At 71.3% G+C, this 12101-nt stretch carries 11 protein-coding genes; 10 read left to right on the plus strand and 1 reads right to left on the minus strand.

Annotated features, from left to right (window positions below; all coding sequences use genetic code 11):
- Window positions 1-21 precede the first annotated feature (21 nt).
- The 4 genes from deoC to ACJJVL_RS05125 are packed head-to-tail and all read left to right on the plus strand — an operon-like array spanning window position 22 to window position 4355.
- Window positions 22-1032 carry a deoxyribose-phosphate aldolase gene (deoC, locus tag ACJJVL_RS05110; protein ID WP_405217239.1) on the plus strand — a complete coding sequence of 337 codons (1011 nt, stop codon included), beginning with the start codon at window positions 22-24 and terminating at the stop codon, window positions 1030-1032.
- A gap of 7 nt (window positions 1033-1039) precedes the next feature.
- Window positions 1040-2479 carry an aldehyde dehydrogenase family protein gene (locus ACJJVL_RS05115; protein ID WP_405217240.1) on the plus strand — a complete coding sequence of 480 codons (1440 nt, stop codon included), beginning with the start codon at window positions 1040-1042 and terminating at the stop codon, window positions 2477-2479.
- Window positions 2479-3390 carry an aldehyde dehydrogenase family protein gene (locus ACJJVL_RS05120; RefSeq protein WP_405217241.1) on the plus strand — a complete coding sequence of 304 codons (912 nt, stop codon included), beginning with the start codon at window positions 2479-2481 and terminating at the stop codon, window positions 3388-3390. Before ACJJVL_RS05115 ends, ACJJVL_RS05120 begins: the two co-directional genes overlap by 1 nt.
- Window positions 3391-3398: 8 nt before the next feature.
- Complete coding sequence (locus tag ACJJVL_RS05125) at window positions 3399-4355, plus strand: cation diffusion facilitator family transporter (protein ID WP_405217242.1); 957 nt, start codon at window positions 3399-3401, stop codon at window positions 4353-4355.
- Window positions 4356-4595: 240 nt separating this feature from the next.
- Here the strand turns inward: ACJJVL_RS05125 and ACJJVL_RS05130 are convergent, their stop codons facing one another.
- Window positions 4596-5909 carry a M20/M25/M40 family metallo-hydrolase gene (locus ACJJVL_RS05130; protein ID WP_405217243.1) on the minus strand — a complete coding sequence of 438 codons (1314 nt, stop codon included), beginning with the start codon at window positions 5907-5909 and terminating at the stop codon, window positions 4596-4598.
- A gap of 24 nt (window positions 5910-5933) precedes the next feature.
- Here ACJJVL_RS05130 and ACJJVL_RS05135 point away from each other — a divergent pair, with 24 nt between their 5' ends.
- From ACJJVL_RS05135 to rpsO, 6 genes are all read left to right on the plus strand, one after another.
- The gene (locus tag ACJJVL_RS05135) at window positions 5934-6737 is read left to right on the plus strand and encodes a N5-glutamine methyltransferase family protein (RefSeq protein WP_405217244.1); all 804 of its coding nucleotides are present in this window, start codon (window positions 5934-5936) and stop codon (window positions 6735-6737) included.
- Between the two features lie 45 nt (window positions 6738-6782).
- Complete coding sequence (locus ACJJVL_RS05140) at window positions 6783-7652, plus strand: tryptophan 2,3-dioxygenase (RefSeq protein WP_405217245.1); 870 nt, start codon at window positions 6783-6785, stop codon at window positions 7650-7652.
- On the plus strand, window positions 7649-8680 hold the full coding sequence (locus ACJJVL_RS05145) for a hydrolase (protein ID WP_405217246.1): 1032 nt from the start codon (window positions 7649-7651) through the stop codon (window positions 8678-8680). The genes ACJJVL_RS05140 and ACJJVL_RS05145 overlap by 4 nt, the downstream gene beginning before the upstream one ends.
- A 213-nt stretch (window positions 8681-8893) precedes the next feature.
- Entirely contained in the window at window positions 8894-10390 is a 1497-nt protein-coding gene (locus tag ACJJVL_RS05150) for an aspartate ammonia-lyase (RefSeq protein WP_405217247.1), read from the plus strand.
- Window positions 10391-10434: 44 nt separating this feature from the next.
- On the plus strand, window positions 10435-11697 hold the full coding sequence (locus ACJJVL_RS05155) for a PrsW family intramembrane metalloprotease (protein WP_405217248.1): 1263 nt from the start codon (window positions 10435-10437) through the stop codon (window positions 11695-11697).
- 117 nt (window positions 11698-11814) lie between these two features.
- Complete coding sequence (gene rpsO, locus ACJJVL_RS05160; RefSeq protein ID WP_405217249.1) at window positions 11815-12084, plus strand: 30S ribosomal protein S15; 270 nt, start codon at window positions 11815-11817, stop codon at window positions 12082-12084.
- The last annotated feature ends 17 nt before the right edge of the window (window positions 12085-12101 follow it).

Below are 12101 nucleotides of genomic sequence, written 5' to 3' on the forward strand. Positions count from 1 at the left end.
GCGGTGTCCAGAAGGAGCAGCGTGTCCACTCCCAGCCAGGCGCTCGCCCCCGCGCAGCGCGCCGTCCAGCTGCTTGGCGGCGACCTCTCCGAGGTCGCGCTCCGGCGGCACCTCGAGGGGCTGCCCGCCGTCGACGCGGTCGGCCTCGAGGCGCGTGCTGCGAAGTTCGGCACCCGCTCCATCAAGACCACGTCGAAGGCGGCAGCCCTCGACCTCATCATCCGCATGATCGACCTGACGACGCTGCAGGGCTCCGACACCCGCGGCAAGGTGCGCTCGCTGGTCGCGAAGGCGCTCGTGCCCGACGCATCCGACCTCTCGACCCCGCGGCCCGCTGCCGTGTGCGTGTACGGCGACATGGTCGCGGGCGCCGTCGAGGCACTGGGCTCGGCATGGAGCGCTGGGAAGGACACCGGCATCAACGTCGCCGCGGTCGCCACTGCGTTCCCCTCCGGCCGCGCGAGCATGGGCGTCAAGCTGATGGACACCCGTGATGCCGTCGCCGCGGGTGCCGACGAGATCGACATGGTGATCGACCGCGGTGCGTTCCTCGAGGGCAACTACGGCAAGGTTTTCGACGAGATCGTGCAGACGAAGGATGCCTGCCGTCGCGACGACGGCACGTACGCCCACCTGAAGGTCATCCTCGAGACCGGCGAGCTCGTCACCTACGACAATGTGCGCCGCGCATCCTGGCTCTCGATCCTCGCGGGCGGCGACTTCATCAAGACGAGCACCGGCAAGGTGCAGCCCGCCGCGACGCTGCCGGTGACGACGCTCATGCTGCAGGTCGTGCGCGACTGGGAGCGGCTGACGGGGGAGCGCATCGGCGTGAAGCCCGCAGGCGGCATCTCCACCTCGAAGGACGCCATCAAGTACCTGGTCGCGGTCGCCGAGACCTGCGGCGAGGCGTGGCTCGACCCGCACCTGTTCCGCTTCGGTGCCTCGAGCCTGCTCAACGACGTGCTGCTGCAGCGCCAGAAGCTCACCACCGGCCGCTACTCCGGCCCCGACTACGTCACGATCGACTGAGGCCCCCATGACATTCCTCGAATACGCACCGGCCCCCGAGTCGACCTCCATCCTCAACCTCCGCGACGACTACGGCCTCTTCATCGGCGGCGAGTGGACGCGCGGCGGCGGCTCGAGCTTCGCCTCCATCGCACCCTCCACCGAGCAGCGCATCGCCACCTTCGCGACCGCCGACGAGGGTGACGTGGATGCCGCGGTCAAGGCCGCGCGCAAGGCCTTCCGTGAGACCTGGGGCCCGATGTCGGGCCGCGACCGCGGCAAGTACCTCTTCCGCATCGCGCGCATCCTGCAGGAGCGGGCGCGCGAGCTCGCCGTCGCCGAGTCGCTCGACAACGGCAAGCCGATCCGCGAGACCCGCGACGCCGACGTGCCGCTCGTCGCCCAGTGGTTCTTCCACTGCGCCGGCTGGGCCGACAAGCTCGACTGGGTGGGCCTGGGTGCCGCCCCGCAGCCGCACGGCGTCGCCGCGCAGGTCATCCCGTGGAACTTCCCGCTGCTGATGCTGTCGTGGAAGGTCGCCCCGGCGCTCGCCGCCGGCAACACCGTGGTGCTGAAGCCCGCGGAGACCACGCCGCTCACCGCGATGCTGTTCGCCGAGATCTGCGAGCAGGCGGGCCTGCCCGCCGGCGTCGTCAACCTCGTCACGGGCGCGGGCGAGACGGGCGCGGCGCTCGTGCGCCACCCCGACGTCGACAAGGTGGCCTTCACCGGCTCCACCGCCGTCGGCCGCGAGATCGCGAAGGCGCTCGCGGGCACGGAGAAGAAGCTCACGCTCGAGCTCGGCGGCAAGGGCGCGAACATCGTCTTCGACGACGCCCCGCTCGACCAGGCCATCGAGGGCATCGTCGACGGCATCTTCTTCAACCAGGGCCAGGTGTGCTGCGCCGGCAGCCGCCTGCTGGTGCAGGAGAACGTCCACGACATCGTCATGGACCGGCTGAAGGAGCGCATGTCGACGCTGCGCGTCGGCGACCCGCTCGACAAGAACACCGACGTGGGCGCGATCAACTCGAGCGAGCAGCTCGAGCGCATCACGCGCCTGGTCGAGACCGGCATCGCCGAGGGCGGCGACGCCTGGAGCCCCGCGTGCGAGCTGCCCAAGGAGGGCTACTGGTTCGCGCCCACCGTGGTCACGGGCGTGGAGGCATCCTCCACCATCGCCCGCGAGGAGATCTTCGGACCCGTCCTGTCGGTGCTCACCTTCCGCACGCCCGACGAGGCGATCGCGAAGGCGAACAACTCGCCCTACGGCCTCTCGGCCGGCGTCTGGACCGACAAGGGCTCTCGCGCCCTGGCCGTCGCCGACAAGCTGCGAGCCGGCGTCGTCTGGACCAACACATTCAACAAGTTCGACCCCACGAGCCCCTTCGGCGGCTACAAGGAGTCGGGCTACGGCCGCGAGGGCGGCCGCCAGGGCATGCAGGCATATCTGAAGGCAGGCAAGTGATGGCGACCGAGAAGACCGCCACGAAGACCGCCACGAAGACCCCGGCGAAGTCGTCGAGCGCACGGCTTGACGTGCCGAAGACGTACAAGCTGTTCATCGGCGGCGCGTTCCCGCGCTCCGAGTCCGGCCGCGTGACCGAGGTGACGGATGCCCGCGGCCGCTTCGTCGCGAACGTCGCCAAGGCGTCCAGGAAGGATGCACGCGAGTCCGTGCGCGCTGCCCGCAAGGCACAGCCGGGCTGGGCTGGCGCGACCGCGTACAACCGCGGCCAGGTGCTGTACCGCGTCGCCGAGGTGCTCGAGGGCCGCAAGGCGCAGTTCGTCGACGAGCTCGTCAAGACCGAGGGCCTCACCGCCGCGCGCGCCGCCAAGCAGGTCGAGGACACCATCGACCTCTGGGTGTGGCACGCCGGCTGGACCGACAAGATCGCCCAGATCGGCGGCAACGCGAACCCGGTTGCAGGCCCCTACTTCAACATCTCGGTGCCCGAGCCCACCGGCGTGGTCGCGGCCATCGCGCCGCAGACCCAGGGCCTGCTCGGCCTCACCTCGGTGATTGCGCCCGCGCTCGTCGCCGGCAACGCGGTCGTCGTGGTGCCGAGCGCCGCCTCGCCGCTGTCGGCGATCTCGCTCGGCGAGGTGCTCGCGACGAGCGACCTGCCCGGCGGTGTCGTCAACGTGCTCACGGGTGACCCCGCGGAGCTCGCGCCGTGGCTCGCCGGCCACGCCGACGTGAACGCGCTCGACCTCACGGGCGCCGGCGACCTCGACTGGGTCGAGCTCGAGCAGATCGCGGCCGACACGCTTAAGCGCGTGCTGCGCCCCGAGCCGGGCATCGCGCCCGAGACGCCGCAGCGCATCATCGCCCTCACGGAGACCAAGACGGTCTGGCACACGAAGTCGCGCCTGTAGGGGCGGCGGTGTCAGGCGGTCACGCGCACGATGCTGCGGGGCACGGCGCAGCGGGGCACGGCGCTGCGGGGCACGGCGCCGACGCGTCGACGACGCGCATCGCGATCGCGTTCGGCATCACCGCGGCGCTGCTGATCGCGCAGGTCGTCGGCTCGATCCTCACCGGTTCGCTCGCGCTGCTGGTCGACACCGTGCACATGCTCACGGATGTCGCCGGCCTCGGCGTCGCGCTCACGGCCCAGTGGCTGCTGCGGCGGCCGCCCAAGGGCCGCCGCACCTGGGGGCTCGTGCGCGTCGAGGTGCTCGCGGCGGCCGCGCAGGCGGCCGCGCTGCTCGTGGTGGCGCTGCTGGTGGTCGTCGAGGGCGTGCGCCGGCTAGGCGAGCCGACCGAGGTGCCGGGGCCGCTGCTGCTCGTGTTCGGCATCGTCGGGCTCGCGGGCAACCTCGTCTCGCTCGCGGTGCTCGCGGGCGGCAGGGGATCGAGCCTCAACCTGCGCGCGGCCTTCCTCGAGGTGCTGAACGACGCCATCGGCTCGGTCACCGTGATCGCCGCAGCGGTGGCGATCTGGCTGTGGGGCTTCCAGCAGGCCGACCTGATCGCGAGCGCGCTGGTGGCGGCGCTCATCGTGCCGCGGTCGGTCGTGCTGCTGCGCGAGACCGGTCGCATCCTGCTGGAGGCGGCGCCGGAGGAGCTCGACCTCGACGACGTGCGCGAGCATCTGATGGAGATCGAGCACGTCGTCTCCGTGCACGACCTGCATGCTTCGACGCTCGGCACGGGGCTGCACCAGCTCACCGCGCACGTGGTGGTGGATCAGTCGTGCTTCGCCGACGGGCACGCGCCGCGCGTGCTCGATCTGCTGCAGGAGTGCGCCGCCGAGCACTTCCCGCTCAAGCTCGAGCACGCCACCTTCCAGCTCGAGCCGCCCGGCCACGCCGAGCACGAGCCGCACCTGCACGACTGACTTCCGGCCCTCGTAGGTCGAGGAGCGCGCGGCTGCAGGTCGCGTGCGTCACGAGACCGAACGGTCACCGGTCTCGTGACGCGCCGCGCTGCGCGCGCCGCTCCTCGACCTGCGGTAGGTGACCCTCGTAGGTCGAGGAGCGCGCGGCCGGAGGTCGCGTGCGTCACGAGACCGAGCCGCGACCGGTCTCGTGACGCGTCGCGCTGCGCGTGCCGCTCCTCGACCTGCGGGAGGCCGGTCTCAGCAGCTCGTCTCGATCAGGTCGGCGTACCAGCGGCACCCGGCCAGCCACGTGTCGATGCGGATGCGCTCGTCGCGCGCGTGCAGCGTCAGACGCTCGTCGCGCGTCATCTCGAACGGCGTGAAGCGGTAGACACGGTCGGTGATGCGATGCGCATGCCGACCATCCGTGCCGCCGAGCATCACGTACGGCACGGTCAGCACGTCGGGCCGCAGGCGCGTGATCGCATCCTCGATCGCATCCCAGCCGAGCCCATCCGAGGGGCTCTGCGCACTCGGCTCGTGCCCGTGCAGCACCTCGAGCTCGACGGCGTCGTCGGCGATCGCGCGGCGCATGAACAACACGGTCTCATCCACGGTCGAGCCCACGGCGATGCGCGCATTCACGACCGCGGTCGCCTCCTCCGCGAGCGCGTTCGCGGCCGCCGCGCCCGAGAGCTGCGTCACCACGGCGGTGGTGGCGAGCATCGCGCGCGTCTCGTCCTGCCGGGCCAGGAGGCGCTCCACCAGCGGCCGCGCGCGCCGCACCCTGCGCAGCACCGCGCCCTGCGCGCCCGTCGCCTCCGCGCCCAGCAGCTCGAGCATCCGCAGCGCCGGCTCCGGCAGCGACCGCGGCCAGGTGGCGAAATCCAGCCGCCGGATCGCCCGCGCCAGCCGCGAGGTCGCCGGCAGTCGCGGCGGCGTCGAGGCGTGGCCGCCGACCTGCGCCACCCGCAGCCGCACGTTCGCGAAGCCCTTCTCGGCGACGCCGACCACGGCAACATCCCGCGTCACGCCCGCGATCGGCGGCTCGATGATCGCCCCGCCCTCGTCGAGCGCCCACGCGGGCCGCACGCCGCGCCGGTCGAGCTCGGCGATCGCGGTCTGGGCGCCCGCGCCCATGGTCTCCTCGTCGTGGCCGAACAGCAGCCACACGTCGCGCTCCGGCGTGAAGCCCGCCTCCAGCAGCGCCTCCACCGCGACGCAGATGCCGACGAGTGAGCCCTTGTCGTCGAGCGTGCCGCGGCCCCAGACGTGCGTGGCGTCGCGGTGGCCGGAGTAGGGCGGATGCGTCCACACGGCGCCGGTCCCCTCGGCATCGGGCGCGGGCACGACATCCTGGTGCGCCATCAGCAGCGCGGGAGCCCCAGACGCGTCGCGACCCGGCCAGCGCGCCAGCAGCGTGTCGCCGAGCTCCTCGACCTCCAGGTCGGCGAACAGGCGCGGGAAGCGCTCGCGCAGCGCCGCCCGGAAGGCGGGCAGCTGCTCCGGCGACTCGGTGGGCACGCGCACCAGCGCGATCAGGTGGTCGAGGCTGGTCTCGGCGATCTGCACCCGCGCAGGCTATCGTCGGCCGGGATGGAGATGCGGGATACGGCAGAGCTGGTGGCCGCGCTGCGCGGCGCGGGCAGCGTCTTCGCCGAGGAGGAGCTGGCCGAGCTGCAGCGAGCAGCCGACGAGAGCGACGTGATCGAGGCGATCGAGATGTACGTCGAGCGGCGAACGCTCGGGGAGCCCATCGAGCACATCGTCGGCAGCGCGCGCTTCGCCGAGCTGCGCATCGTCGTGCACCCGGGCGTGTTCGTGCCGCGTCGCCGCACCGAGCTCGTTGCGACGATCGTCGCCGACCGCCTGCGCGAGGTCGCCGACGCGGCGACCGGCAGGCCGCGGCTGCTCGACTTCGGCTGCGGCACGGGGGCGATCGCGGCGCTCGCTGCCCATCGGGTGCCAGGCATCGACATCGTCGCTGTCGACGCCGAGTCGAACGCCGTCGCGTGCGCTCGCGTCAACCTGCCGGGCGCACTCGTGGTGCAGGCGAGCGCGCTCGACGCGCTCGACGACCACGGCGCATCCGAGCCCTTCGACGTGGTCGCCGCGAACCTCCCGTACGTGCCGACGGCAGAGCTGGCACTCATGCCGCACGAGGCGCGCGACTTCGAGCCGCTGATCGCGCTCGACGGCGGCACCGACGGGCTCGACCCGCTGCACGAGCACGCCTGGGCGATCGGTGCTCGCCTGCGCACGGGCGGTATCGCCGTCACCGAGGTCGCGCCGCATCAGGTCGAGACCGCGACCGCGATGCTCGAGCAGGCCGGGTTCGTCAGCGTCGTGGTGCGCACCGACGAGGCCAGCGGCGCGACGGCCCTCGTCGCGACTCGCTAGCCCGGCGGCGCGTTACCGTTGAGGCCGAGCAGCGAGGAGGCCGCAGTGGCAGTGGAGGAGAACACCCGAGAGATCGAGGACGGGGTCGTCACCGACCTCTCCGAGCGCATGACCTACGGGTCGTACCTTGGCCTCGACACGCTGCTCGACTCGCAGCACCCGAAGAGCAGCCCCGAGCACCACGACGAACTGCTGTTCATCATCCAGCATCAGACCACCGAGCTGTGGCTGAAGCTCGTCATCCACGAGCTCGACGACGCCCGGCGGCTGCTCGCGGCCGACGACCTGGGCGGGGCGCTCAAGCGCATCGCCCGCGTCAAGCACATCCAGGAGGTGCTGACGCAGCAGTGGTCGGTGCTCGCCACCCTCACGCCCACCGAGTACGCGCAGTTCCGCGGCTCGCTCGCGAGCGCCTCCGGCTTCCAGAGCGCCCAGTACCGCATGGTCGAGTTCGCGCTCGGCAACAAGCACGCGCGCATGCTGCAGGTGTTCGAGTCGAACCCGGCCGACCACGCCGCGCTCGAGGCCGAGCTGCACCGCCCGAGCCTCTACGACGAGTTCCTGCGGCTGCTCGCCCGACGCGGCCACGACGTGCCCGCCGAACTGCTTGAGCGCGACGTGACGAAGGCGCACGTGTACACCGAGGCGCTCGTGCCGGTCTTCCAGAAGATCTACGAGGACGCCGGCCGCCCCGACGTCGATGAGGACTGGCGCGCCTACGAGGCATGCGAAGAGCTCGTCGACCTGGAGGACAACTTCCAGTTCTGGCGCTTCCGCCACCTGCGCACCGTCACGCGCACGATCGGCATGAAGCATGGCACGGGCGGATCGAGCGGCGTCGATTTCCTCAAGCGCGCACTCGAGCTCACCTTCTTCCCCGAGCTGTACGTCGTCCGCACCCGGATCGAGGAGTGACCGCGCCCGTCCTCGCGCGTGTTGAGCGCGCACGCATCGCGGGCCACTGGGTGACGGATGCGTTGGTCGAGCTCAGCGAGACCGGCATGCGCCTGGTGCCGGAGGGCGAGGCGCCGCCGCGCATCCGCAGGCGCATCCAGGGCTCGCTGCTGCCGCCCATCACCGACGCCCACGTGCACGTCGGGCTCGTCGATGCTGCGCTGCACGAGCCGACCGCGCTCGGCCGGGTGCTCGATCTCGGCTGGGATCCCGCCGCACTGCCGGAGATGCTCGAGGCGGCCCACGGTGCGCATCGCGGCCTCGACGTGCGCTTCGCGGGTCCCTTCCACACAGCAGTCGGCGGCTACCCGTCCGACCGCGATTGGGCGCCGCCGGGCGCGGTCGCCGAGCTCGCCGATGCCGCCGACGCGGCGCGCTCCGTGCATTCGCAGGCCGCGGCCGGTGCTTCCGCCATCAAGGTCACGCTCAACAGCGAGGCGGGGCCGGTGCTCGACGACGCGGTGCTCGCTGCCCTGGTCGCTGAGGCCCGTGCCGCGGCGCTGCCGCTCGTCGCGCACGTGCAGGGGCCCGGGCAGGCCGAGCGCGCGATCGCCGCGGGGGTCGGGGTGCTCGCGCACACGCCATGGACCGAGCGGCTCGACGACGACGCCATCCGTGCTGCGGCCGTGAGCCAGACGTGGATCTCGACGCTCGCGATGCACAGCCGCGACGGCGACGAGCTCGCCTTCGCGCGTGCCACCGACAACCTCGCGCGCTTCGCCGCAGCCGGGGGAGCGGTCGCCTACGGCACCGACCTCGGCAACGGCCTCGCTCGCTTCGACCTCGATCAGAGCGAGGTCGCGGCCCTGCGACAGGCGGGCATCGAGGGCACGGCGCTCGTCGACGCGCTGCTGGCCGAGGGGCTGCTGCCGCCCGGGCCGACACTGAGCACATTCTCCGCGGACGTGACCGACGACGAATCCGTCATCGCGAACCTGCATCGGGCAGGATCGCTGCCCTTCACCTGGTACGACCTGGACGAGGTGTGAGCCTCGTCGCCCGACCTCCAGCCGGCGGCGGCACCGCCGCATCGGCCGCCCGACGTGACGCCGCCGACCCCCTCGCGGTCGAGCTGCGGGCGCAGCGATGACAGAGCGTGCACCCGGCGGCAGGATGCGCCGCGGGCTAGGCTCGTGGCGCGGGCACCTCCCGCACGCACTCATCCGCCGCCCACGAGGCATCCGACGGCAATGGAGCCAGCCATGACCGATGTTCCCGCATACAAGCTCGACCCCGCTCCGCAGGGGGAGCACACCTACTCCGGCCCCACGCGCATCGAGCGCGACTCGCTCGGCGAGCTGCCAGTGCCCGAGGACGCCTACTGGGGCATCCACACGGAGCGCGCACTGATCAACTTCCCGATCACGGGCCGCTCGATCTCGGTCTACTCCGACCTCGTGAACGCGCTCGCGGTCGTGAAGCAGGCGTGTGCGCGCGCCAACAAGGAGATCGGCTCGCTCGAGCCCGAGAAGGCCGACCTGATCGACCAGGTCTGCCGTCGCATCCAGGCCGGCGAGCTGCACGACCAGTTCAAGGTGGGCGTCATCCAGGGCGGCGCCGGCACTTCGACGAACATGAACACCAACGAGGTGATCGCCAACGCGGTGCTGGTCGAGCTGGGCCACCCCAAGGGCGCGTACGAGCACTTCAGCCCCATCGACGACGTGAATCGCTCGCAGTCGACGAACGACACCTACCCGACGTCGATCAAGGTCGCGATGGCGTTCACCCTGCGCCGACTGCTCGACGAGCTGACGAGGCTCACGGATGCGCTGGACGCGAAGGCGACGGAGTTCCGGGATGTGCTGAAGGTCGGCCGCACGCAGCTGCAGGACGCCGTGCCCATGACGCTCGGGCAGGAGTTCCACGGCTTCGCCGTGACGCTGCGCGAGGACTACGACCGGCTCGAGGAGACCATCAAGTGGCTCTCCGAGGTCAACCTGGGCGCGACCGCGATCGGCACCGGCATCACCGCCGATCCGCGCTACGCCGAGGCCGCGAGCCGCCACCTCGCCGAGCTCACCCACCTGCCGATCGTCACCGCGAGCGACCTCATCGAGGCGACCAGCGACACCGGCGTCTTCATGACCGTCTCCGGTGCGCTGAAGCGCTGCGCCGTGAAGCTCTCGAAGATCTGCAACGACCTGCGGCTGCTCTCCTCGGGACCGCAGGCGGGCATCGGCGAGATCTCGCTGCCCGCCAAGGCCGCGGGCTCGTCGATCATGCCGGGCAAGGTCAACCCCGTGATCCCGGAGGTCGTGAACCAGGTCGCGTTCGCGGTCATCGGATCGGATGCGACAGTGACCGCCGCCTCCGAGGCTGGGCAGCTGCAGCTGAACGCCTTCGAGCCCGTCATCGCGCACCAGATCCTGCAGAGCCTGCACTGGATGACGCAAGCCTGCATGACGCTGCGCGTCAACTGCATCGACGGCATCGAGGCGAACCGCGAGCGGCTCGACCTCATGGTCGGCTCCTCGGTCGGCGTCGTCACGGCGCTCACGCCCTACCTCGGCTACGCCGACTCCGCGAAGCTCGCGCACGAGGCGCTCACGAGCCACAAGTCGATCGCCGACCTCGTGGTCGACAGCGGTCTGATGGATCGCGAGCGGGTGGAGAAGCTGCTGCAGCCGGCGCGGCTCTCGGGCCTGGAGCCGGTCACCCAGGCCATCCCGATCATCGACATCGGGGACAAGGTCTGACGCAGCCCGCGACGAACGGGGGCGCTCCCGGATACGATCCCCGGGTGAGTGCCCCCGTTCCGCTGTCTCCGCTCGCGCGCCCCAAGGGCCCCAACGTCGGGCTCATCGTCGGCGTGATCGGTGTCGTCGTGCTGTCGCTGGCCTCGTTCGCCGTCATCTTCATCCTCGCCGGCGCTATCGGCGACGCGACGCTCGTCGCCACCTCCGGGCTCATGGCGCTCCTGCCGCTCGCGTTCGTGATCTGGGCGGTGCTCGCGATCGATCGCTGGGAGCCAGAGCCCCGCATCGCGCTGTGGTTCGCGGCGCTCTGGGGCGGCATCGCCGCCGTGCTCCTGACGCTGCTGCTCAACGAGGCCGTGCTGCAGCCGCTCGTCGCCCCGTTCCTGCGCACGCCGGAGCAGTTCGAGTTCTACGCCACGGTCATCCAGGCCCCCTTCACCGAGGAGCTGTGGAAGGCCGTTCCGGTGGTGATCATGTTCCTGTTCTTCCGGAAGACGTTCGACGGCCCGGTCGACGGCATCGTGTTCGCCGCGCTGTCGGCGGCGGGCTTCGCCTTCACCGAGAACATCCTGTACTTCGGCACGTCGCTGAGCGAGACCGGCGACGGCGCCTTCATCTTCTTCATGCGCGGCATCATGAGCCCGCTCACGCACGCCATCTTCACCGCGGTCGGCATCGGTCTGGCGCTCGGCTTCGCCGCTCGGCTGCGATCGCGATGGTGGATCCTGCTCGCGCTCCCCGCCGGCCACCTGGTCTCCGCACTGCTGCACGCGCTCTGGAACTCGGCGAGCTGGTGGGTGCCGGGCGGCACCGTCGGCTTCTTCGCCTACTACCTCGTCGTGCAGGTGCCGCTGTGCGTGATCGCTGCCGGTCTCGTGTGGCTGCTGCTACGGCAGGAGATCAAGATCACCCGCGCCAGGCTCCATGACTACGGCCGCGCCGGCTGGTTCAGCCCGGCCGAGGTGGAGCGTCTCGCCTCCGGCGACGGTCGCGCGCTGCTGCTCGACTGGGCGAAGCGCCGCGGGCTCCGCGCCCAGATGCAGCACTACATCCGCACGGCGACGAGGCTGGCGAATCACCGGCAGCACGCGCTCGTCGGTCGCGACAAGCGGCGGCACGTCGCGGACGAGGTGACGCTGCTCGCTGAGCTGCTGCACGTCAGGCGCACCATGGCGAGCGCCGTGATGGGTCAGCCGGTGCCGCTGGAGCAGGGGAGGGCGATGGCGCCGCCGATCGGTGCGCAGCCGGGCGGAGCGCGCGTGCAGCGCTTCGGCGATCTCGACCCCGCTTGGCCGGTGCGCCGCTGAGCGCTCCAGCGGGCACCAGACCTGGTAGTCTTGGCCGGTTGCCGTGAATCGGCCGCGGATCAAGAGCGCTCGTGCATTCGGCACGGGCACCGCGCTGCGAGGAGAAAGGGGCCCCATATGAGCCTGAACGCAGATGTCAAGAAGGCCATCATCGAGGAGTACGCCACGCACGAGGGCGACACCGGGAGCCCCGAGGTGCAGGTCGCGATGCTGTCGCGCCGCATCCTCGACCTCACGGAGCACCTGAAGGAGCACAAGCACGACCACCACTCGCGTCGTGGTCTGCTGCTGCTCGTCGGTCAGCGTCGTCGTCTGCTCGGCTACCTGTCGGACGTCGACATCACGCGCTACCGCGCGCTGATCGAGCGCCTCGGCCTCCGTCGCTGACGCCTTCCGAAGCCTGC

The sequence above is a fragment of the Agrococcus sp. Ld7 genome, assembly GCF_045064095.1.
Taxonomy (GTDB): domain Bacteria; phylum Actinomycetota; class Actinomycetes; order Actinomycetales; family Microbacteriaceae; genus Agrococcus.